This is a genomic window from Thermomonas sp. (assembly GCF_020850895.1).
Taxonomy (GTDB): Bacteria; Pseudomonadota; Gammaproteobacteria; order Xanthomonadales; family Xanthomonadaceae; genus Thermomonas.
In genome coordinates this window covers 1-23,647 of record NZ_JADZDS010000011.1, presented here as the reverse complement: position 1 = coordinate 23,647, position 23,647 = coordinate 1, and the positions used below count along the sequence as shown (strand labels likewise).

Below are 23,647 nucleotides of genomic sequence, written 5' to 3'. Positions count from 1 at the left end.
GCCGAAGCGGCCAAGCGCAAGGAGTATCTGGACGCGCAGAACGCCGACCTGACCGCCGCGCTGGAGACGCTGGAAGAGGCGATCCGCAAGATCGACCGCGAAACCCGCAGCCGCTTCAAGGACACCTTCGATCGCGTCAACGCCGGCATCCAGGAGCTGTACCCGCGCCTGTTCGGCGGCGGCCATGCCTATCTGGAATTGACCGGCGAAGACCTGCTGGATACCGGTGTCACCATCATGGCGCGACCACCGGGGAAACGGGTGTCGAGCATCTCGCTATTGTCAGGCGGTGAGAAGGCGATGACGGCGGTGGCGCTGGTGTTCTCGATCTTCCGCCTCAATCCGGCGCCGTTCTGTCTGCTCGATGAGGTCGACGCGCCGCTGGACGAGGCCAATGTCGGACGCTTCACGGCCATGGTCAGCGAGATGAGCGAAGCGGTACAGTTCGTGTTTGTCACCCACAACAAGGCCACGATGGAGGCCGCCCAACAGCTGTCGGGCGTGACGATGCGCGAACCCGGCGTGTCGCGGTTGGTTTCCGTTGACCTGGCCGAAGCCGCGCGCCTTGCGGGCGCTGTCTGAGGAGAATGAAGCAATGTCCGACCTGACCTTGCTGCGCATTGGCATCGCAGTGGCGATGGCGCTGTTGCTGGGCGCCATCATCTACTTCGGTCGAAGCCGCAACAACGGTGCGCGTGACTTGCGTGGCGCGCGTGGAGGACGTCACGCGGGAGACCGCAGCGAGCCATCCCTCGCCGATCAATTGGCCGACGGCTGGGGTAAGGCCCCGGTTGCGCAAGGCGAACTTCCGTTACCAGACAACGCATCGCAGCCAGAGCCGGGAAAACGCCCGAACGAGGATTACGACAAGATCATCGCGCTGTACGTCGCAGCCAAGGCCGGCAACCTGCTGCACGGGCCGGACATCGTGGTGGCGGCGGAAAAGGCCGGCCTGACCTACGGCTACATGGGCGTGTACCACCGCCTCGTCGACGGTCGCCCGGACGCAGGTCCGATCTTCAGCGTGGCCAACATCATCAAGCCCGGCAGTTTCGACATGTCTCAGATCGGCGAGCTGGAAACCCCTGCGCTGGCGCTGTTCCTTACCCTGCCGGCACCGCTGCCTGCGCTCGATGCCTGGGAGACCATGGAGCCTGCGGCGCAGCGCATGGCCGGGCTGCTGGATGGCGTGGTGCTCGATCAGGAGCGCAATGCACTTGGACGCCAGCGCATCCAGCACATCCGCGAGGAATTGCGTGCCTACGACCGCCAGAACGCAGTCCCACCCCTGGGATCGAAATCACGCTGGTAATGCGATCCCACCGGGGCTGGCGTGACCGTCGTGACGCCTGTCCCGCCCTTGCAGGAACGCACGGACAATCCATGGCGATGAGCCCCGCAGTCCACCCCGCAGAACGAGCCGCGCAGTTGCGCAGTCGCCTGCACGAGGCCAGCCATCGGTATCACGTACTCGATGATCCCGAGATTCCGGATGTCGAATACGACGCGATGCTCCGTGAACTCGATGCGCTGGAAGCCGAGCATCCGGAGCTGGCGGATCCGGATTCACCGACGCGCCGCGTCGGTGCGCCACCCTCGGGTCGCTTCGAGCCGGCCGAACATGCGATCCCGATGTTGTCGCTGGGCAACGCGTTCAGCGCTGCAGAGGTCGAAGAGTTCGTTGCGCGCATTGCCAAGGAGACCGGGGAGGCCGATCCCGTGTTTTCGGTCGAGCCCAAATTCGATGGACTCGCCATCAGCCTGCGATATGAGCACGGGCGCTTCGTCCTTGGCGCCACCCGCGGCGACGGTGCCGCCGGCGAAAACGTCACTGCCAACCTGCGCACGATCCGTTCCATCCCGCTGCAACTGCGCGGCACCCAGCCACCGGCGGTGCTGGAGGTTCGCGGCGAGGTGTACATGCCGCGCAAGGGCTTCGAGGAGTACAACGCACGCGCGCTGGCGAACGGTGACAAGCCCCTGGCCAATCCGCGCAACGGTGCCGCCGGCTCGCTGCGCCAGCTCGATCCGAACGTCACCGCGCGGCGTCCGCTGGCGTTCTATGCCTATGCGCTGGGGGAAGTCAGTGCCGAGGTCGCGTTGCCGCTGACCCATTCGCAGACGCTGGCATGGCTGCGTGGGCTGGGGTTTCCGGTCAGCCTGCTGGTCGATACCGCCCGCGGCAGCTGCGGATTGCTGGCGTACTTCACCCGCATCGGAGAACAGCGCGATACCCTGCCGTACGACATCGACGGTGTGGTCTACAAGCTCGACCGTTACGACCAGCAGCGCACCTTGGGGCACGTTTCTCGCGCACCGCGCTGGGCCATCGCCCACAAGTTTCCTGCGCAGGAAGTGGCGACCACGGTGGAGGCGATCGAAGTCAACGTCGGCCGCACCGGCGCAGTCACGCCCTGGGTGCGGATGACCCCAGTGCAGGTGGGCGGCGTCACCGTCAGTCGCGCCACCTTGCACAACGCCGACCAAATCGCACGCCTAGACGTGCGCGTGGGTGACAGCGTGATCATCCGGCGTGCCGGCGACGTGATTCCGGAAGTGGTCCAAGTGATCGATTCGCGCCGCCCGCGTGGTGCCGATGGCCAGCCACTGCACCCTTCCTACCGACTCCCGGAGCGCTGCCCGGACTGCGCCTCGGCGATCGAGCACATCGATGGCGAGGTGGTAGCCCGCTGCACCGGCGGGCTGGTGTGCCCGGCGCAGCGCAAGCAGGCGCTGATCCACTTCGCCTCCCGACGGGCGATGGATATCGAGGGCTTGGGGGAGCGCATCGTCGATGCATTGGTCGACCATGGCTTCGTGCACGGAATTGCCGACCTGTATCGGCTGAGCGTCGATGATTTCGTGGCCATGAAACAGCGCGCCGACCCAGCAGTGGGCGAGCTGCCGGAATCCGAAATGGCCGGCAAGATCGCGACCAAATGGGCGGAAAACTTGGTGACGGCGATTGCTGCCAGCCGTGACACGACGCTTGGGCGGCTGCTGTTCGCGCTGGGCATCCGCGACGTTGGCGAGGCCACGGCCAAGGCGCTTGCGCGACATTTCGGCGCGCTAACGCCGTTGCTGGATGCCGATGAAGCAACGCTGCAGCAGGTGCCCGACGTCGGCCCGGTGGTGGCGGCCCGGATTGCCCATTTCTTCGCCGAACCGCACAACCGCGAAGCGATTGCTGCCCTGCACGCTGCCGGCGTGCACTGGCCGGAGGGCGCACCGGCCAGTGCCGACGCGGGACCACTGACTGGAAAGACGGTGGTGCTGACGGGCGGTTTGGCATCCCTGACCCGCGATGCGGCCAAGGATCGGCTCGAGGCCTTGGGTGCAAAAGTGGGCAGCAGCGTGTCGAAGAAGACTGCGCTGGTGATCGCAGGCACGGACGCCGGGTCCAAGCTCGCCAAGGCAGGGGCGTTGGGCATCGAAATCTGGGATGAAGCCCGATTGCTTGCCTACTTGGCCCAACACGCATGAGCAAGTTCCAACCCGGCCCGGGTTGGCGCAGTGGGAGCGCGGCCAATGCTGCGTGGATGCCCTCGGCGCAGCGTGATGCCGTGCGCTTGCGCGCCTGGATCAATCGTCTGTTCCGTGAATTCTTCCACGCGCGCGGCGTGCTGGAGGTCGAAACGCCGATCCTGTCGGCATGCGGCAATACCGAACCGAACATCGCCAGCTTCCATACCGAATTTTCCGGTCACGGCGATGCCGGCGCACGTCGGCGCTGGCTGCGCACCTCGCCCGAGTATCCACTCAAGCGCTTACTGGCGGCCGGAGTTGGGGATTGCTACGAACTGGGTCGGGTGTTTCGTAACGGCGAAGCTGGTGGCCGCCACAACCCCGAATTCACCTTGCTCGAGTGGTACCGCGTTGGCTGGGACCACCTGCGCCTGCTCGAGGAAGCCGTTGAATTGGTGAATGCCGCACTGGCGCTGGTCGGGCGCACGGCGGCGCTGCGGATCACCTCCTACCGCGACGTGTACCAGGATGTGCTGGGGCTGGATCCGTTCGAGGCCTCGGACGAACAACTGCGTGCCGCGTTGGGCGAGGAGATGATCGATCCGTCAGGGCTGTCGCGCGATGACTGGCTGGACCTGCTGATGACCCACCGCATCCAGCCCGGATTCCCCGACGATGTGATGACGGCGGTGCACGACTGGCCTGCCAGCCAAGCCGCGCTGGCGCGCATTCGTGGTGGACATCCGCCAATGGCCGAGCGCTTCGAGCTGTACCTCGGTTCGTTCGAGTTGGCGAACGGCTACCACGAGCTGTGCGATGCGGACGAGCAGCGGCAGCGGTTCGAAAACGACCTGCAACGGCGCACATTGCGTGGTGACGTGCTACCGCCGATTGATTCTGCCTTGCTGGCAGCCTTGCCCCTGCTGCCGCAGTGTGCCGGCGTGGCACTGGGCGTTGATCGATTGCTGATGGCACTGTTGGGTACGGATCGCATCCGGGACGTGGTCACGATTGCCTTTCCCGGCGCCTGAACCGTTCCCCTTGCGGGTGCTCGAAAAGGTTTGCAATTCCCGGTCCGGGATGGCAAAACAAAGTCCGCGCCACGCAGTTGCAGGTTCCATGGATGGGTTGGCGCGACGCTCTGGCCGCGGTTCGCTACCCCGACCGAGACAGGACCAGCCCACATCCGCGTCTATCCATCGAGGGGAATCGAAACATGCACAACGCTCTTTCTGCTCTTGCCGCGCTTGCCGGGATTGCGCTGTCTGCCATCCTCTACGCACCGCCAGCCTCTGCCCAAGACTACGGTCAGGGCTATGGCCAGGGTTATGGCAGGTACGACGAAGTCATCCGCTGTGAATCGATCGACAATCGCCCCCGCGAGTGCCCGACCGGAGATGGACGGGCAGTCCTTGAACGGCAAATCTCCAATGCGCCTTGCATCGAGGGCCGCAGTTGGGGCGAAGGGCGCCGCAGCGTCTGGGTGTCGAACGGCTGCCGCGCGGATTTCCGGATCCAGGGATATCGCGGTGGCTATGGCGGCACCGTGCGTTGCGAATCCCATGATGGCCGTTACAACCGCTGTACGGTCCCGGGTCGCGGACGACCGCAATTGGTTCGGCAGGTGTCCAATTCGCCGTGCATCGAAGGCCGCAGTTGGGGCGCTGACCGCAACTCGGTCTGGGTGTCGCAGGGGTGCCGTGCAGACTTCGCCAGCGGCCGCGGCGGATGGGATGACTCCGGCTACGGTGGTCGCGTGTTCCGCTGCGAGTCGATCGACAATCGCACCCGCGAATGCCCGGCCAATGTGCGTTCTGGAGTGCAACTGATCCGACAGCTCTCGAACGCACCGTGCATCCAGGGACGCAGCTGGGGCTACGGCCGGGTCGGCATCTGGGTCTCGAACGGCTGCCGCGCCGAGTTCCGCAGCTATTGAGCGCAATGCGACATCGCGGTGTATCCAATGGTTGCGCGGATCAGGCACGAGTGTGATCAATGCGTGGCCGTCCAACCCCGGCCGACAGTCAACGCTGAACAACCCGCGTAATCCCAAGCGCCCGGTCAGCTTTGGCCGGGCGCTTCGTGTTGAAATGGCGAGATGACTGCGACCAACATCGATTACGACCGCTACGACCATGTGCGCCCGCTGCGCTGGACCGGCGTGGCACTGGAACTGCTTGATCAGCGCGTGTTGCCGTTCAAGCAGGAATATCTGGCGTTCAGCGGCAGCGATGCCGTGGCCGGGGCCATCCATGACTTGGTGGTGCGTGGTGCGCCGGCAATCGGGATCGCCGCGGGTTGGGGCGTGGTGTTGGCCGCACGTGACGTGCAGGCCGGATCAGGCGCAGAGGCCCTGCAGCAACTGGAACCGGCCCTGCAACGGCTGAACGCATCGCGCCCGACGGCCGTCAATCTGGCCTGGGCCTTGGCACGGATGCGGCGGGTCCTGGTGTCGGCAGGTGGTGATTGGCAGCAGGTGCTGGAACGGGAAGCGGCCACCATCGAGGCGGAAGACCTGGCTGCCAATCGGCGCATGGGCAGTCTGGGTGCCGCACTGATTGCCCCCGGCAGTGGCGTGCTGACCCATTGCAATACCGGCTCGCTGGCCACGGCAGGCTTCGGCACTGCGCTTGGCGTGATCCGTGCCGGGGTGGCCGAGGATCGCATCCAGCGTGTGTACGCGACCGAAACTCGGCCCTGGAATCAGGGCGCGCGGCTGACCGTGTGGGAGCTGCAGCAGGATGGCATCGATGCCACCCTGATCGCCGATTCCGCCGCCGCGCACCTGCTGCGCAGCGGTGCGGTGCAGTGGGTGGTGGTGGGTGCGGACCGGATCTGCGCCAATGGCGATGTCGCCAACAAGATCGGCACCTGCCAGCTCGCCATCGTGGCCCGCCACTGTGGGGTGAAGTTCATGGTGATCGCACCGTCGTCCACGGTCGATATGGCAACAAGTGAGGGCGCGCAGATCGAGATCGAGCAGCGCGATCCGGCCGAGCTCCTGAGTTTCCGCGGCGAGCGCACGGTGGCCGAGGGCGTGCGCGCCTGGAACCCGGTGTTCGACGTCACGCCGCACCGGTTGATCGACGCCATCGTCACTGAACAGGGTGTGCTCGAACGCCCCGATCCGGAGCGCATGCGCCTGTTCCACGGCGGCTGAAGCACAAGGCGCGCAGGCGTCCTTCCGGGTGCTTTGAACGGCCCGGAATGGTACAATTCCGAATCTCAGGAACCCCCGCGTAACCCGCATGCGGACTGGCTTTTCGCAGTCCCCGCTTGCGTGTTGGGCGACGACAGGAAAACGGACGCACGATGGGCGATCTCGCGCAGGAAATCATCCCGGTCAAGCTCGAAGACGAGATGCGCCGCAGCTACCTCGATTACGCCATGAGCGTGATCGTGGGGCGCGCACTCCCCGACGTCCGCGATGGCCTCAAGCCGGTGCACCGGCGCGTGCTGTACGCGATGAACGAGCTGGGCGCGCACAGCAACAAGCCGTACTACAAGTCGGCGCGCATCGTCGGTGACGTGATCGGTAAATACCACCCGCACGGCGACCAGTCGGTGTACGACACCCTGGTGCGCATGGCCCAGCCGTTCTCGCTGCGCTACCTGCTGGTGGACGGGCAGGGCAACTTCGGTTCGGTCGATGGCGACAATGCCGCGGCGATGCGTTACACCGAGGCGCGGATGGCCAAGCTCACCCACGAGCTGATGGCCGACATCGACAAGGACACCGTCGATTTCCAGCCCAACTACGATGAGAAGGAACTCGAACCCACGGTCATGCCGACCCGGGTGCCGAACCTGCTGGTCAATGGGTCCGCCGGTATTGCCGTGGGCATGGCGACCAACATCCCGCCGCACAACCTCGGCGAAGTGGTGGATGCGCTGCTGGCGCTGATCGACGATCCCGACATCGACATCGATTCCTTGATGCAGTTCATCCCCGGCCCGGATTTCCCGACCGGCGGCATCATCAATGGCACCGCGGGCATCCAGCTGGCCTACCGCACCGGCCGCGGCCGGGTGCGGATGCGTGCCAAGACCGAGATCGAGGTCACCGACAGCGGCCGCGAAGCGATCATCGTCACCGAGATCCCGTACCAGGTGAACAAGGCGCGGCTGATCGAGAAAATCGCCGAGCTGGTCAAGGACAAGAAGATCGAAGGCATCGGCGAGCGCCGCGACGAGTCCGACAAGGACGGCATGCGGATCTACATCGAGATCAAGCGCGGCGAGTCGGCAGAGGTGGTGCTCAACAATCTCTACCAGCAGACCCAGATGGAGTCGGTGTTTGGCATCAACATGGTGGCGCTGGTCGATGGCCGACCGAAGCTGCTGAACCTGAAGCAATTCCTCGAAGCCTTCGTGCGCCACCGCCGCGAGGTGGTCACCCGCCGCACCATCTTCGAACTGCGCAAGGCGCGTGCGCGTGCCCATGTGCTGGAAGGCCTGACCGTCGCGCTGGCCAACATCGACGCGATGATCGAGCTGATCAAGACCTCGGAGAGCCCGCAGGTCGCCAAGGAACGCATGCTGGCGCGGCGCTGGCCGCCGGGCTTGGTCGGTGCATTGCTGGCCGCCGCCGGTGCCGAAGCCAGCAAGCCCGAGGACCTGCCGCAGGGCGTGGGCCTGCTGGACGATGGCTACCAGCTCACCGACACCCAGGCCCAGCAAATCCTCGAGATGCGCTTGCATCGCCTGACCGGGCTGGAGCAGGACAAGCTGACCGACGAATACCGCCAGCTGCTGGAGGACATCGCCGGCCTGATCCGCATCCTCGAAGACGCGGCGGTGCTGCTGGACGTGATCCGCAGCGAACTGCGCGCACTCAAGGCCGAGTTCGGCGATCCGCGCCGCAGCGAGATCCGTGCCTCGGAAGAAGACCTCGACATCCTCGACCTGATCGCGCCGGAAGACGTGGTGGTCACGCTCTCACACGCCGGTTACGTCAAGCGCCAGCCGGCCACCAGCTACCGCGCCCAGCGCCGCGGCGGCAGGGGGCGCAATGCAGCAGCAACCCGCGACGAGGATTTCATCGAGCAGCTGTGGCTGGTCAATACCCACGACACCCTGCTGACCTTCACCAGCAACGGGCGGGTGTTCTGGCTGCCGGTGCACCAGATTCCGGAAGCCGGGCCGAATGCGCTCGGACGCCCGATCGTCAACTGGATCCCGCTGGAAGCCGGCGAGAAGGTGCAGGCCGTGCAGCCGGTGCGCGAGTACGAGGACGGCAAGTTCGTGTTCTTCGCCACCAAGCGCGGCACGGTGAAGAAGACCCCGCTGACCGAATACGCCTACCAATTGCAACGCGGCAAGATCGCGATCAACCTCGCCGAGGGCGATGCCTTGGTCAATGCCGAGCTGTCGGACGGCACCCGCGACATCATGCTGTTCGCCAGCAATGGCAAGGCCGTGCGCTTTGCCGGTGAGACCGTGCGCCCGATGGGCCGCACCGCCACCGGCGTGCGCGGGATGAAACTGGCCAAGGGCGAGCAGGTGGTCAGCCTGGTGGTGCTCGACGGCGAGGGCGACCTGCTGACGGCCAGCGAGAATGGCTACGGCAAGCGCACCGTGCTGGACGAGTTCCCGCGCAAGGGGCGCGGCACCCAGGGCGTGATCGCGATGAAGACCAGCGAGCGCAACGGCGCGCTGGTCGGCGCGATCCAGCTGTCCGACCACCACGACGTGCTGCTGATCTCCGATGGCGGCACCCTGGTGCGCACGCCGGCCTCAGCCATTTCGCAGGTGGGCCGCAACACCCAGGGCGTCACCCTGATGCGGCTGGCCGATGGCGAGAAACTGCAAGCGGTTGAACGCCTCGACGCGTCGCTGGACGAGGACGAGGGTGGTGCCGCGGATGGCAATGGGGTGAGCCCCTGATCAGTCGCCCTGATTCATGGCCCTATCCATAGGAATGGGCCTTGTCCAGTACATTCAGGCAATCAACTACTCAGCATGGGATGCACCCATGAACCGAGCAGTGCTGCCGCGAGAACGACGACCGGCTCCTTTACCGACTTGAAGCGCCAAAGCGCGAATCCGGCGCCAAGCGCCAATAGCGCTGTGAACACATCCACGACGGCCCGCTGCGCCAGTATCACCACCGAACCGGCAATTGCCCCGATGGCCGCTGCGGTAATCCCGTCCACGAAGGCCTTGAGTGCCGGGTGCTTGCCGTATTTCTTGAAATAGGGTGCGGGCAGGATGGTCAGGAGGTAACAGGGAAGGAAGGTGGCGATGGCGGCGACGCACGCGCCCGGCACGCCCGCCACAAGGTAGCCGATGAACGCGGTCGTGATGACGACCGGGCCGGGAGTGATCATGGCAACCGCGACTGCATCCACGAATTGCTGTTCGCTTAGCCAACGATATTCGGTCACCACGCCGCCATACAGGAAAGGCACGATGGCCAGGCCCGAGCCGAATACGAATGCGCCAGCCTTGGTGAAAAAATAGGCAATCTGGATGAGGACGTGGCTCTCGCCCGCAGCGGCCAAGGCCACCTGGGGCAGAGCTATCGGCGCCAGAAACAGGGACAGCGGCCTGGAGGTCCGGTTGCCGAGCCGCCCCCGCAGCAGCAACACCAGAAGCCCTGCGGCGATGAACAGCAGCGCCATTTCGGTTTCGGTAATGATTGTGACGGCTGCCAACACGGTGAAGATGCCCCAGAGCAGTCCATCCTTGCGAATGTTCTTGATCGTGAGCTTTTGGGCGCTGATCGCAATGATGCCGATGACCGCAGCGCCGACCCCGTAGAACACCGCCTGCATCCACGGCAAACCACCAAAATGCGTATAGGCCCAGCCCAGTGCGAGCACCATCAGGAACGATGGCAATACGAAGGCCAGCCCCACCAGGGTGGCGCCGAGGATTCGGTAATGCACGTAGCCAAGATAGATCGCGAGCTGTGCAGCCAACGGGCCAGGCGCGATCTGGGAGAGCGCCAGCCCCTCCTTGTAGTCGGATTCGCTGATCCAGCGACGCTGCTCCACCAGATCGCGGTGCATGTAGCCCACCAGCGCCACCGGGCCGCCAAATCCCACCGTCCCTAGCTTGAGGAAATATCCAGCAAGTTCCCGGAGCTTGTAGTGCGGAGGATCGAGAGGCTGCATGATTGAGTGAGCTCCAGCCCTCCCCTGCAGAGAGAGGCATCCTGCCGGATCGACGTACCGGCATGACTGCCGGGCCCTTGCTGCAATCTTGCGCCAGAAAAGCCAATCACGGATGCAGCCGGATCGTGAATCTCGGCTGGCTGCTCTTGTATCAGGCCCGGCCGTTTCCGCGTTCTTTTCGCGTCTTATACTCGCGAAGGGTCACTTCTGGACGAGGCCGTGATGAAGCGTTTGGGGATGGATGCGCTGCGCTTCGTGGCGCTGCTGTTGCTGGCTGGGGTGCTGTCGTTTGGGATGTCCGCCTGCAAGCGCAATACCGGTGGTCAGCTGCCTGTTGCAGGGGGCGAACCCATCCAGGCCCACCGTGACGCCGTCAGGGGCTTCGCGGTGGTGCGCGCATTTCCGGACCAGCGTGAAGACAGCCTGGCGTTGGCGATCGAGTTTTCGCGGGCGCTGGTGGGAACCCAGAATTTCGATCAGCTGCTGGCCATCGACGCCAAGGGCCAGGACGGCAGCGGCTGGGTGCTGTCGGACGACGGCAAGACGCTGCGGTTTCCCTACGTCGAACCGAACAAGAACTACACCGTCAGGATAGCGGCCACCCTGACTGCTGCCGATGGATCGACCATCGGCAAGGACCTCGAACTCAAGGTCTATACCGGCGAACTGGCGCCTGCAGTCGGCTTCGCTTCGCAGGGCAGCGTGCTGCCGGCGCGCGAGTCACGTGGGCTGCCGGTGGTGTCGGTCAACGTGTCCGAAGTCGACGTCGAGTTCATGCGCGTGCGTGATTCTGCGCTGCCTCGGTTCCTCGCCAGCTACCAGCGGGGCGGGCGCTTCGGCAGCTGGGACCTTGATCCGTCCTGGTACGACGCAGACGACAAGGACAGCCGACCTCCGATCGCACGCCTTGCAGATCCGGTTTACGTCAATCGCTTCGTCATCGGTGGCAAGCCCAACGAGCGCGTGCTGACCTACCTGCCGGTGCAGGACATCGCCGAACTGCAGCAACCCGGCTTGTATTTCGCGGTGATGAAGCGGTCAGGCAGTTTCAAGGACGAGTATGAAGTCGCCTATTTCACCGTCAGCGACATCGGCCTGCACGTGCGCGCCTACAAGGACAAGCTGTTCGTCCACACGGCCTCGCTCAACGACGGCAACGGGATCGGTGGCGTCGACCTGCGGATCCTCGATGCGCGTGGCGAGGCGATCTTCAAAGCCAGCACGGATGGCAACGGCAATGCCCTGCTGAACTACACCCTCGACGCCGGACAGGTGATCGTCGCCCGGCGTGGCAAAGACATGTCCATCCTCGGGTTCAACCAGCCGGCGTTGGACCTGTCCGAATTCGCCGTGGCCGGGCGCCCACAATCGTGGTTCGACGTATTCGCATGGTCCGGCCGCGACCTCTACCGTCCCGGCGAGACCGTCCGAATCTCCGCGCTGCTGCGCGACTTCGACGGTCGCCCGGTGACGGGGCGCGACGGTAAGCCTCAGACCCTGTTCGTACGCCTGAAGCAGCCTGACGGCAAGACCTTTGTCGAATCGCGGATCCAGCCGCAGGCCGGAGGTTACTTCCAGTTCGAGCGTGCCATTCCCGCCGAAGCCCCCACCGGCCGCTGGCAGGTCGAATTCCGCACCGATCCGGCGAGCAAGGACGCAGTGCAGGGCATGCAACTGCGGATCGAGGAGTTCCTGCCGGAGCGGATGAAGCTCGATCTTGGCGCCGGCGGCACCCTGCTGCGCCCAGGCCAGCCGCTGCAGCTGGTGGCCAAGGGCGCCTATCTGTATGGCGCGCCAGCCGACGGCAATCGCTTCACCGCGAAGATGGCGGTGGTGGTCGACCAGCACCCGTTGGAAGCCGCCAGGGGCTGGTTCTTCGGTGACCCCACGGTGGCCTTGCCGAAAGAGGTCAGTGATGTCATCGACGCCAAACTCGATGCGCGCGGAGAACTGCGCGAGGATATTTCCCTGCCGAAGGAAGTGAAGGGCGATACCCCGGTGAAGGTCGTGGTCGCCGGCAGCCTGTTTGAATCTGGCGGCCGCAGCGTCAACCGCAGTGTCAGTCGCACCCTGTGGCCGGCCGATGCGCTGGTTGGCGTACGCCCGCTGTTCAATGATGCCGACGGATCCGGAGCGAACACCCGCGCGGGCTTTGAACTGATGCGCTTCGGCTCCGATGGCCGTCCGCGGCCGGCCAAGGGCCTCAAGGTGACCTTGGTACGCGAACGCCGGGATTACCACTGGATCCACGATGACAGTGGCGGTTGGAATTACGATTTCACCCGTCGCTTCGAAAACGTGGAAACCCGCACCGTGGACGCCGGCGCAACCGCGGTCCGGCTCGATTTCCCGGTGGAGTGGGGCGACTATCGGGTGGATGTCTACGACCCGGAAACCCGGCTGACCATGCGCTACCCGTTCCAGGCCGGCTGGGGCTGGGATGACGAGAATCGTGGCCTCGACGCGCGTCCAGACAAGGTCAAGCTCGCGCTTGATCGCACCGCCTATCGCGCCGGCGACACGCTCAAGCTCACCCTGACCCCGCCGCATGCAGGCAATGGTTTGGTGATGGTCGAAACCGACCACATGCTGTTTGTGCGGACCGTGGACGTGAAGGCCGGCACGGTGGTCGAGATCCCGGTGACCCAAGAGTGGGAACGCCACGACGTCTACATCACCGCCTTGGTGTTCCGGGGCGGCAGCGCGGCCAGCAAGATCACCCCGAGCCGCGCCGTTGGCGAAGTCTTCGTGCCCATGAATCGCAGCGACCGACGAGTGCCGGTTGGATTAACGGCACAACCGCAGGTCAGGCCGAACGATCCGCTCCAGGTCACGATTTCCGCACCACAATTGGCCGGGAAACAGGCGTGGGCCACGCTGTCGGCGGTCGACGTCGGCATCCTCAACATCACCCGTTATCCAGTGCCGGACGCGAACACGCATTTCTTCGCCCAGCGCCGGCTGGGGGTGGATGCCTACGACATTTACGGGCGCGTGATCGAAAGCTATGACGGCGGCACCGCGCGCATCCGCTTCGGTGGCGACATTGCGCTGGCGGCTCTGCCGCAGGCACGTCGACCGACCTCAAGGGTGCAGACCGTCGACCTGTTCTCTGGGCCGGTACAACTCGATTCCAAGGGTACGGCGCGGGTCACCCTGCGTCCGCCGGATTTCAACGGAACCCTGCGGCTGTCCACACTCGTGTATGCCGACCGCCAGTACGGCAACCGCGACGCCGAAGTGCTGGTCCGTGCGCCGATCGTCGCTGAAGCCAGCATGCCGCGGGTGATGGCACCCGGGGACCGCGGCACGGTGACCCTGGACGTCAGCAACTATTCCGGCAAGCCGGGCAGCTTCGCTGTCCAGGTGGAAGGCATTGGCCCTGCGGCGATCGCAAACGGCAGTCGAACCGTTACCCTCGGCGTGCAGGCCAAGACCACGCTGAGTTTCCCGCTGGCCGCCCAAGATGGCTTTGGTACCGCCCAAGTGCGCGTTCGCGTCGAGGGCAACGGATTCAAGGTGGACCGTCGCTACGACCTCCCGGTCCGGCCGGCTTGGCCTTCGGTATTGCGCTCGCGGACGCTGGCGTTGCGCTCGGGCGAGGCGGTCAACCTTGACGCCGGCATCGCCGAAGGGCTGCTGCCGGGATCGGTGCGGGCGCGGATGCAGGTCAGCGCATTGCCGCCGATTCCGTTCGGGGCCGCGCTGCGTGGTGCGCTCGAATACCCCTATGGATGCGCCGAACAGACCACCAGCAAGGGCTACGCGGCGCTGGAACTGGATGCGGCCACTGCGCGCGGGTTCGGCGTGTCCGGGCTGGATGCCACGCAACGGCGTGCGCGCATGGATGGCGCATTCGGTCGACTGGCCTCCTTGCAGGAGTCCAGTGGACATTTCTCGATGTGGGGAGGCAACGACAACAACGTCGATCCACTGCTTACCCCATACATCGCCGAATTCCTGCTTGATGCCCGCGACGCCGGTTTCGCGATTCCAGATGCGGTCCTGCAGAAGGCGCTGCAGCGACTCAGCGAAGACCTGCTGACCGATGGCAGCCAGTTCTATGGCCGCGACAATCGCGAACACCTCAAATTTGCTTACAAGGCCTACGCCGGGTATGTCCTCGCACGCGTGAACCGCGCCCCGCTGGGCACGCTTCGCGCACTCTATGACAATGACCGCGGCAAGGCCCTCAAGGGGCTTCCGCTCGTGCATTTGGGCCTGGCGCTGTCGCTGCAAGGGGATCGGATCCGCGGCGACAAGGCAATCGCCGCCGGCTTTGCATTCAAGGGCGAACGCGTCGGTTGGCTGGGCGACTATGGCAGCCCGATGCGCGACCTTGCATTGATGATCGCCCTGACCCACGAACGCGGTTACGCAAAGTCTGCGTATGATGCCCGGGTGATCGACCTTGGTCGCGAGCTCGAGGCGCGTCGCAGCGCGCCGTGGTTCTACCTGAGCACCCAGGAGCAGATCGCGCTTGCCCGATTGGGCAAGGTGCTGCTGGCGAGCCAGGTCCGCGAAGTGTCAGGAACGCTGACCGTCGGCGAAACCCCACAGGTCATTGCCGCAGCACGGAGCTTTGCCCGCGACTTCGACTACGCCACCCTGTCCAGGGGCCTGCGTTTCCTCCCGCAGGGGCAGCCGCCGTTCTTCGCCAGTCTCGATGTGGCCGGGGTGCCGCGCACCGCGCCCGCGCCCGATGCCAGCGTCATCAAGGTCGAACGCACGCTGTTCAGCACCGACGGCAAACCGTGGACGCCACGACCACTCAAGGAGGGAGAAGTGCTGGTCGTGCGGGTGTCGATCACCTCCGACCAACGGATCACCAATGCGCTGCTCACCGACCTGCTGCCGGCAGGCCTTGAAATCGAGAATATGAACTTGGGCGATAACGAGCAGTGGTCCGGCGTGTCGATCGACGGCGTTGACTTGGGTGAACGCTCCACCGAAGCCGACGTGAACCACGAGGAGTTCCGCGACGACCGCTACGTGGCCGCGATCGAACTCAGCAGTGGTACGACGGCACATGTCTACTACCTGCTGCGCGCCGTGACCCCGGGCGTGTACACGGTGCCGCCGCCGTTGCTCGAGGACATGTACCGGCCGTGGTTGCGCGGCGTTGGCAAATCAGTTCCGGCCAGCCTGACCGTGGTGGAGCCGTGAGCATCCGAACGGCAGTCATGACAAGCGGTAAGCCAGCCATCCCGGTCGTGGATCCAGCACGGTCCGGGGTGGCGCGATCGCACGGATGGCGCTGACCGCCGGACCCGGCAAGCCGGTGATACCTGCACGGAAAGCGTGGCGGCGGCGATTGCTGTGGCTGCGCTGGGGCACCGCTGCGCTGCTGGCCCTGCTGCTGGTGCTGGACCTTGCGTTTCCCCTGCCGCTGCCCGGACGACGAGATCTTTCCACCGTCGTTGTCGCACGCGATGGCAGTCCATTGCGTGCATTCGCCGACGCCCGCGGCATCTGGCGCTACCCGGCGTCGCCTGAGCACGTTTCGCCGCTTTACCTGCAGGCACTGCTGGGTTACGAGGATCGCTGGTTCTGGCGTCATCCGGGCGTCAATCCGGTGGCCCTGGCGCGGGCCGCCGTGCAGCTGGTTGCAGGGCGGCGAATCGTGTCCGGAGGCTCAACCCTGACCATGCAGGTGGCACGGATCGTCGATCCGAAGCTGCACGGCAAGGGAACGCGCAGCGTGGGCGGGAAACTGCGGCAGATCCTGCGCGCACTCCAATTGGAAGCCCACCTGTCCAAACGCGAAATCCTGACGATCTATCTGGAGCGAGCCCCATTCGGCGGCACCATCGAAGGCGTTGAAGCGGCCAGCTGGGCCTATCTCGGCAAACCGGCGCGTCGGCTTTCGCGTGCCGAAGCCGCGCTGCTGGCGGTGTTGCCGCAAGCACCCAGCCGACTGCGGCCGGATCGTGACCCGCAGGCGGCACAGGTTGCGCGCGACAAGCTGTTGGCGCGGATGGCCAGCAGCGGGGTCTGGACCCACGCCGAGGTCGAAGATGCGCGCGTGGAGGGCGTGATCGCTAGGCGCTTGCGCAATCCCATGGATGCAGCCTTGCTGGCGCAACGCTTGCATGTGGAACGGCCGGCGACACGCAGGATCGTGTCCAGCATCGACCCTGCCCTGCAGCGATCGCTCGAGGATCGCGTCGGGGCTTATTTCTCGATGTTGCCACCGCGCACGTCTGCAGCGCTGCTGGTGGTCGACAACGCCAGCCTGGAGGCGCGCGCCTACGTGGGCTCGGTGGAGTTCGGTGATCGCCAGCGGTTGGGCGACGTCGACATGGTGCGGGCGCTACGCTCGCCGGGGTCTACACTGAAGCCATTCCTGTACGGCATGGCGCTGGATGACGGCCTGATCCATTCCGAAAGCCTGCTGGTCGATGCGCCGCAATCCTTCGGGTCCTACCGTCCAACCAATTTCGACACTGCGTTCAATGGCCCGGTTGGTGCCGCCGAAGCGCTGCGGCTGTCATTGAACGTGCCGGCGGTGGACTTGCTGGACCGCATCGGGCCGGCGCGGTTTGCCGCCCGCCTCGAGCATGCCGGGATTCGCCTGCAGTTTCCCCGGGGAGCCCAACCGAACCTGAGCTTGATCCTTGGTGGCACCGGCGCTCGCCTTGAGGATCTGGTCGGGGCCTTCTCGTCGATTCAGCGTGGCGGTATCGCCGGCAAGGTGCGCTATACCCCGGATGCGCCGCGCATCGAACGGCGCCTGCTTTCGCAGGGAGCTGCCTGGATCGTCCGCGAAATCCTCTCCCGCAGCGCCCGCCCCGGCGATCCGGAGGGCATGTTCCAGCAGCGCAGAGGCACGCGCGTTGCATGGAAAACCGGCACCAGTTTCGGTTTCCGTGATGCTTGGGCAATCGGTGCAACGACAAGTTACACGGTTGGGGTCTGGGTGGGGCGTCCGGATGGAACGCCACTGCCTGGCCAGTACGGCGCCGTCACCGCACTGCCGTTGCTGTTCGAGGTGGTGGACAGCTTGCCGCGAACCATCGCTGATGCCCGTGATGCGCCGGCCCCGGCCAATGTTGCCGAAGTCGAAATCTGCTGGCCGCTGGGGATCGCCGTCGACGCCCAACCTCCTGGCCTTTGCATGAAGCGCATGCGGGCGTGGACATTGGATGGCGTGATCCCACCAACCTTCCCTGAGCGTGATGCGCGCCGCTGGAGTGCCGGTCGCGAACGTTTCGAGGTGGATGCAACCAGCGGACTGCGGTTGTCGGCAACGTGCACCGCCGGCCATGTCTCCATGCCGCGGGAAATAGCGCGATGGCCGGCGCTGTTGGGCCCTTGGCTTCCCGCAAGCTGGCAGGAAGCCTCGCGCCTGCCTCCGTTGGCAGCGGACTGTACCGAAGATGGCCGCAGCGCGCTTGAGACACTGCGCATCCAAGGCATCAATGGCGACAGCATGCTGGCGCCTGCACCGGGCCAGACGGGTGGGGTGCACGTGACCCTACGAGCGCTGGGCACCCTGTCCAAAGTGCAATGGTTGCTGGATGGCCGCTGGTTTGCCGAAAGCGAAGGCGGGCGTCCGTTCCTGCATGCGTTCAGTGAGCCGGGGCGACACGAACTGACTGCTCTGGCCAACAGTGGTGCTTGGGACAGCCTGCGCTTCTCGATCCTCGCGCTACCATCGAATGACGCGCCTACGGGTGGCTCAGGCGGGAAGCTGCGCGAGCACGTTACCGGCCGTTGAGACGCGGTATTCTCCGGGCGCCTCCACCCACAGGCCACGCACGATCCCGTCATCGGCATACAGCGCGAATCGCCGGCTGCGCACGCCCATGCCGAAACCGCTGGCGTCGAATTCCAGGCCCAATGCCCGGGTGAATTCGGCATTGCCATCCGCAAGCATGCGCATGCCGTGCGGCACATGCTGCTCCCTGGCCCAGGCTTGCATCACGAAAGGATCATTCACCGCCATGCATGCCAGCGCGATCCCGCGTGTTTGGAATGCATCGAAATGCGCGATGTAATCCGGCAGGTGGCGTTCGGAGCAGGTGGGCGTGAACGCGCCAGGAACCGAGATCAGCACCATGCGTCGATGCGCGAATAGCGTCGTGGTGTCGACCTTGTGCACGCCACCCTCGATGAATTGCAGGATCGCTTCCGGAATGCGCTCGCCGGGTTGGATATGCATGAGAACGCTCCTTGGATCCTAAAAATCAGATAAATGGGAATGGCCGGTTTGCGGCGCCATGCCTTGCAAGCCAGTCGCATGATCCCATATCGGGTGCAGTTGGCCATCGGCCGCATTCACTTGGAGATCAGCATGCACACGATGAAGCACACCCTTGGGCCGCGCTCGGTTCGCAGCCAACAGTGCGACGGGCAGCGGTTGCAGCAGGACGACCTGCGCCAGTTCTTCGACCGATTCCTCCAAATCGGCGGCCTTGGCGATGGCCCGTCGGTAGTCACTCGCGAATGGACGCCGCACGTCGACATCCGCGAGGAAGATGCCCGTTTCGTCCTCCAGGCCGACTTGCCCGGGGTCGACCCGGCTGAGGTCGAGATCCTGATGGACAAGGGCATCCTGTCGATCAAGGGCGAGCGCAAGAGCGAATTCGTCCAGAACGATCCTCACTACAGCCGGATCGAGCGCTGCCATGGCGTTTTCCACCGCCGCTTCGCGTTGCCGGACACTGCCGACGCCGAAAGAATCACGGCGGATGGACGCAATGGCGTGTTGGAAATCTGCATCCCCAAGCGCGCGGAAACCACGCCACGGCGAATCCAGGTTGGAGCCGGCAGCGTGCGCACCTCGTGATCGCGGGTATTGCATCGCGGCGACTGCCGTAAACTGATGGCCCGCGCATGTCGCGGGCCATTTTTTCGGGCGTCGAGCGAGGCTCGGCGCCGTGAGCAGGACAGGCGATGGAATTCAAGGACTACTACGCGATCCTCGGGGTCGAACCCAGCGCCGGTGAGGCGGAAATCAAGACCGCCTATCGTCGCTTGGCACGTAAGTACCACCCGGACGTCAGCAAGGAAAAGGGTGCGGAGGAGCGCTTCAAGGCCATCAACGAGGCCTATGAGGCCCTGCGTGATCCCGACAAACGCAAGGCCTACGACCAGTTGCGCGCGGGCGGTTACCGTCCCGGCGACCAAGTGCGCCCCCCGCCTGGCGGGTTCGGCTACCGCCAGGGTGGCGGAAGGCCGGACGTGGATTTCGAGGAAATCTTTGCCGGTGGTGGCGCAGGGGGAGGATTTTCGGATTTTTTCGAAAACCTGTTCGGTCGTGGGCGTGGTCCTGTTCCAGGGCAGCAGCGTCCCGGCGCAGCACGCACACGGGAAACTCGCACCCGGCTGGCGGTTCCTCTCAGGGCCGTCCATGATGGCGACAGCGTTCGCATCACCATCAACGGACGCACCTTGGATGTCCGTGTGCCCAAGGGCGTCCGGCCGGGTCAGGTGATCCGGTTGGCTCGGCAAGCGCAGGGCGGGCGTGACCTGATGTTGGAAATCGAATATGCGGCAGACCCGCAGTTCGAGGTGGATGGGCTGAATGTGATCTACGTCCTCCCGGTTGCGCCATGGGAGGCTGCATTGGGAGCGTCGGTCAGCGTGCCGACGCTGGGTGGCGCAGTTGAATTGAAGATTCCGCTCAACTCGGAATCCGGGCGCAAGCTGCGATTGCGCGGCCGCGGCCTGCCGGATGGCCAAGGCAGTGCCGGTGACCAGATCGTAGAACTGGAAATCCTTGCCCCACCTGCGCACAACGAGGCACAACGCAAGGCCTATGCCACGATGCGGGATGCATTCGGAAACGACTGGCGGCGCGATTAGCCGGGAACAACCGCCACGGCACCTGTGTCCAGCCTCGTGACTGGCATGGGTACGCGCCTTTCCCGCAGGAAGGGTTACGCCGCGCTACCGCCTACGTACTGGGCAATGACCGCCGCAAGTTCGGCCTCGCTGAATGGCTTGGTGATATAGGCCTTCGCCCCTTGGCGCATGCCCCAGACGCGGTCGGTGTCCTGGTCCTTGGTGGTGACCAAGATCACCGGAATGTGGCGCGTGGTCGGTTCGCGGGTGATCGAACGGGTGGCTTGGAACCCGTTGAGATTGGGCATCACCACGTCCATCAGGACGAGATCAGGCACTTCGCGCTTGGCAGCCTCGACCCCGGCCGCCCCGTCTTCGGCAGTGAGCGCGTCGTGGCCGAGTTTCTCGACGATGCGGCGGATGCTCATCAACTGGGAGGGTGAGTCGTCAACGATCAGGATGCGTGCCATGGAGATCCCCGGGTTTCCAGTTGAATTGTAGCCAACGCCTTTATTCGTGCAAGCGCCCAGATCAATTTCCTACCCGCACGAGGGTGCGGCCAAGCGCACCGCCCGCCAGCAGCGTGTCGAACACGGTCGGCAACTCGTCCAGCGTGGCTTCGCGGGTGCAGATGGCGTCGAGCTGGCGCGGTTTCCACGGCCCGGCCAGCCGCCGCCAGACTTCCTCGCGGATGTCGCGTGCGGTTCCCGCCGAGGCCACGCCCAGCAGGGACACCCCGCGGATGATGAAGGGCATGACGGTGGCGTGCAGGTCCGGGGAGGCCGCCAGCCCGCAGCTGGCGACATTGCCGTAGGGCGCGGTGTGCGCCAGCAGGGCCGCCAGCATCGGACCGCCGACGTTGTCGAGGCCGCCGCCGAAGCGGGCCGTGTCCATCGGTCGGGTCGTGGCCAGTGCGTCCCGCCCCAGCACCTGGCTTGCGCCCAGCGACTGCAGATAGTCGGCATGTTCCGGCTTGCCGCTGATCGCGTGGACCGCGTAGCCGGCCTGGCTGTAGATCGCCACCGCCAGTGAACCGACCCCGCCGGTGGCGCCGGTGACCGCCAGCGGGCCGAGTTCCGGTGTTTGCCGGTTGTCTTCCATCCGCAGCAGGCCGAGCGCGGCGGTGAAGCCGGCGGTGCCCAGGATCATCGCTTCGCGCAGGTTGAGGCCGGCTGGCAGGGGAATCACCCAGCGCACGTCCAGCCTTGCGTATTCCGAATAGCCGCCATCGCGGGTCTCCGAGAGGCCGCTGCCGGTGGTCAGGACCGCGTCGCCTTCCTTGAACTTGGCATCGGTTGAAGCCACGACGTGGCCGGCAATATCTATCCCGCCGACCAGCGGAAACTGGCGCAGGATCTTGCCCTTGCCGGTTCCGGCGAGGGCATCCTTGTAGTTGACCGAGGAATAGGCCGTCTTGATGACGACCTCGCCCGCATTGAGGTCATCGAGGGCGATCGATTCGATCCCGCTGTGATAGCCGGCAGCGTCATTGTGGATGCGGAAGGCGCGGAAGCGCGCAGGCAGGCTCATACATCCTCCGAGGTCAGCTTCAGTTGGCTGCGGCGCTTCTCGTCCAGCCACTTGTCGGCTTGCGCGGGCACGTAGGCATGCATCCAGTCGAGCAGGGCGGCGATGTCGTTGCCGTGCCAGAGATCATTGCGTTGGTCCACGTGCAGGAAGCGCTCGCGCACCATCGTGTCCAGCATCGTCATCATCGGTTGCCAGAAGGCATTGGCATCAAGGAACGCGCAGGGCTTCTGGCCCAGGCCCAACTGCCGCCAGGTCAGCATTTCGAACATTTCATCCAGCGTGCCGAAGCCGCCGGGCAGGGCGATGAAGCCATCGGCCAGCGCGAACATGCGCGCCTTGCGCGTGTGCATGGAATCGACGATTTCCAACCGGGTGACACCCTTGTGCGCCACCTCCCAGTTGACCAATTGCTCCGGGATCACCCCGATCACCTCGCCACCGCCTGCGAGTACGGCGTCGGCCACGATCCCCATCAGGCCGACATTGCCGCCACCGTAGACCAGGGTGATGCCGTCGCCGGCGAGGCGCGTGCCCAAGTCGCGGGCGAGGGCGGCATAGGCGGAATCGTTGCCGGCATTGGAGCCGCAATAGACGCAGATCGATTTCATCCTGCCATTGTGCCATCGGCTCCGCGTCGGCGCGGGTGCAGGGTGACGGTTTGCCGGCGTTAGGATGGCGGTGATCAGCGCAAGCGAACGGGAGTTGCCATGGCGGTCGTCACGAAAATGCAGGCCCTGTGGTTGCCGCTGGCCCTGCTGGTGTTCAGTGGTCTTGCCGGCGGTGCATCGCCAGCGGCTGCCGGTGCGTCGTTGGAGCAGCATCCAGATTCACCCTATCTGTATGTCCTTGGTACCGCGCAGGACGGTGGCTTTCCGCAAGCCGGCTGCTTCAAGCCGCACTGCATGCCGGGCTGGGAGCATCCGGAATTGCGCCATCCGACCGCATCCCTGGGGCTGATCGTGCCTGCTGCATCGAACAAGTACCTGTTCGATGCCACGCCGAATTTTCCCGAGCAGTTCTACACGCTTGAAGTCGAAGCGCCGGATACGCGCTACACCTTCGGCGGCGTGTTCCTGACCCATGCTCACATCGGCCACTACGTCGGCCTGATGCAGTTCGGTCGCGAGGTGATGGGCGCGAAGGACGTGCCGGTGTACGCGATGCCGAGGATGCGCGCGTTCCTGACAGACAACGGGCCATGGAGTCAGCTCGTCGCCCTGCACAACATCGCCTTGAAGCCGCTGGAGGATGGACAGGCCACGCCGCTGCCTGGTGGGATCACGGTGACACCGCTGCGGGTGCCGCATCGTGACGAGTATTCCGAAACGGTGGGCTTTCTGATCCGTGGCCCAAGCAAATCGGCGCTGTTCATCCCCGACATCGATCGCTGGGAAACCTGGGGCCGCAGCTTGCGCGACCTGCTGAAAACCGTGGACTACGCCCTTGTCGACGCCACCTTCTACAGCATGGACGAACTGCCGGGACGCAACATGGACGAGATTCCGCATCCGTTGGTAACGCACACGATGGACCTGCTCGCCGATCTTCCCGCCAGCGAACGAGGCAAGATCTATTTCATCCACATGAACCACAGCAACCCGCTGCTGCGCACGGACAGCCCGGGTTCTACCCCGAAATCACGGACGGTTTGGAAAGAGCTGAAAACTTCTGATCTTGTCTGATGACTCTGCGTCGCATCCTTGGGTTATGGCGTCGCTCGATGTATTCGAACACATCCGCCCGGG

Annotated in this window: 16 protein-coding genes and 1 pseudogene; 12 read left to right on the top strand and 5 right to left on the bottom strand. The window is 64.9% G+C overall.

Annotated features, from left to right (window positions below; translation table 11 throughout):
- From IT472_RS01445 to gyrA, 7 genes and pseudogenes are all read left to right on the top strand, one after another.
- Positions 1-582, top strand: a pseudogene (locus IT472_RS01445) (chromosome segregation protein SMC); the annotation flags it as partial.
- 13 nt (positions 583-595) lie between these two features.
- Positions 596-1,312 carry a cell division protein ZipA gene (zipA, locus tag IT472_RS01440; RefSeq protein WP_297177280.1) on the top strand — a complete coding sequence of 239 codons (717 nt, stop codon included), beginning with the start codon at positions 596-598 and terminating at the stop codon, positions 1,310-1,312.
- Positions 1,313-1,383: 71 nt separating this feature from the next.
- Positions 1,384-3,483 (top strand): NAD-dependent DNA ligase LigA, encoded by a 2,100-nt coding sequence (gene ligA, locus IT472_RS01435; protein WP_297177277.1) that lies wholly within the window; start codon positions 1,384-1,386, stop codon positions 3,481-3,483.
- Positions 3,484-3,539: 56 nt separating this feature from the next.
- Positions 3,540-4,496: an EF-P lysine aminoacylase EpmA gene (gene epmA / locus IT472_RS01430; protein ID WP_297177283.1), complete on the top strand. Its 957-nt coding sequence runs from the start codon at positions 3,540-3,542 to the stop codon at positions 4,494-4,496.
- A gap of 185 nt (positions 4,497-4,681) precedes the next feature.
- Complete coding sequence (locus tag IT472_RS01425) at positions 4,682-5,401, top strand: DUF3011 domain-containing protein (protein ID WP_297177274.1); 720 nt, start codon at positions 4,682-4,684, stop codon at positions 5,399-5,401.
- Positions 5,402-5,563: 162 nt separating this feature from the next.
- Positions 5,564-6,625 (top strand): S-methyl-5-thioribose-1-phosphate isomerase, encoded by a 1,062-nt coding sequence (mtnA, locus tag IT472_RS01420; RefSeq protein WP_297177271.1) that lies wholly within the window; start codon positions 5,564-5,566, stop codon positions 6,623-6,625.
- A 152-nt stretch (positions 6,626-6,777) separates the two neighbouring features.
- A complete protein-coding gene (gene gyrA, locus IT472_RS01415; protein WP_297177268.1) occupies positions 6,778-9,351 on the top strand; it encodes a DNA gyrase subunit A in 2,574 nt (857 codons plus the stop codon).
- A gap of 62 nt (positions 9,352-9,413) precedes the next feature.
- Here gyrA and IT472_RS01410 read toward each other — a convergent pair whose 3' ends face one another.
- Complete coding sequence (locus IT472_RS01410) at positions 9,414-10,583, bottom strand: chromate transporter (RefSeq protein WP_297177265.1); 1,170 nt, start codon at positions 10,581-10,583, stop codon at positions 9,414-9,416.
- Between the two features lie 222 nt (positions 10,584-10,805).
- Here IT472_RS01410 and IT472_RS01405 point away from each other — a divergent pair, with 222 nt between their 5' ends.
- Positions 10,806-15,749 (top strand): alpha-2-macroglobulin, encoded by a 4,944-nt coding sequence (locus IT472_RS01405; protein WP_297177263.1) that lies wholly within the window; start codon positions 10,806-10,808, stop codon positions 15,747-15,749.
- Positions 15,750-15,834: 85 nt separating this feature from the next.
- Positions 15,835-18,303: a penicillin-binding protein 1C gene (gene pbpC / locus IT472_RS01400; RefSeq protein ID WP_297177260.1), complete on the top strand. Its 2,469-nt coding sequence runs from the start codon at positions 15,835-15,837 to the stop codon at positions 18,301-18,303.
- Here the strand turns inward: pbpC and IT472_RS01395 are convergent.
- Positions 18,265-18,747: a peroxiredoxin gene (locus tag IT472_RS01395; RefSeq protein ID WP_297177257.1), complete on the bottom strand. Its 483-nt coding sequence runs from the start codon at positions 18,745-18,747 to the stop codon at positions 18,265-18,267. The two genes, pbpC and IT472_RS01395, sit on opposite strands and share 39 nt — an antisense overlap.
- A gap of 141 nt (positions 18,748-18,888) precedes the next feature.
- Here IT472_RS01395 and IT472_RS01390 point away from each other — a divergent pair, with 141 nt between their 5' ends.
- Together IT472_RS01390 and IT472_RS01385 are read left to right on the top strand one after the other, a co-directional pair.
- The gene (locus IT472_RS01390; protein ID WP_297177254.1) at positions 18,889-19,374 is read left to right on the top strand and encodes an Hsp20/alpha crystallin family protein; all 486 of its coding nucleotides are present in this window, start codon (positions 18,889-18,891) and stop codon (positions 19,372-19,374) included.
- 107 nt (positions 19,375-19,481) lie between these two features.
- Positions 19,482-20,393 carry a DnaJ C-terminal domain-containing protein gene (locus IT472_RS01385; RefSeq protein WP_297177252.1) on the top strand — a complete coding sequence of 304 codons (912 nt, stop codon included), beginning with the start codon at positions 19,482-19,484 and terminating at the stop codon, positions 20,391-20,393.
- A gap of 74 nt (positions 20,394-20,467) precedes the next feature.
- Here IT472_RS01385 and IT472_RS01380 read toward each other — a convergent pair whose 3' ends face one another.
- The 3 genes from IT472_RS01380 to IT472_RS01370 form a co-directional block, all read right to left on the bottom strand.
- Positions 20,468-20,842, bottom strand: a complete 375-nt coding sequence (locus tag IT472_RS01380; RefSeq protein WP_297177250.1) for a response regulator — start codon at positions 20,840-20,842, stop codon at positions 20,468-20,470.
- Between the two features lie 61 nt (positions 20,843-20,903).
- Complete coding sequence (locus IT472_RS01375; protein WP_297177248.1) at positions 20,904-21,902, bottom strand: YhdH/YhfP family quinone oxidoreductase; 999 nt, start codon at positions 21,900-21,902, stop codon at positions 20,904-20,906.
- Positions 21,899-22,510 carry a TIGR00730 family Rossman fold protein gene (locus IT472_RS01370; protein WP_297177245.1) on the bottom strand — a complete coding sequence of 204 codons (612 nt, stop codon included), beginning with the start codon at positions 22,508-22,510 and terminating at the stop codon, positions 21,899-21,901. Before IT472_RS01370 ends, IT472_RS01375 begins: the two co-directional genes overlap by 4 nt.
- A gap of 99 nt (positions 22,511-22,609) precedes the next feature.
- Between IT472_RS01370 and IT472_RS01365 the strand changes: the two genes are divergently transcribed.
- The gene (locus tag IT472_RS01365; protein WP_297177243.1) at positions 22,610-23,584 is read left to right on the top strand and encodes an MBL fold metallo-hydrolase; all 975 of its coding nucleotides are present in this window, start codon (positions 22,610-22,612) and stop codon (positions 23,582-23,584) included.
- Positions 23,585-23,647: the final 63 nt, after the last annotated feature.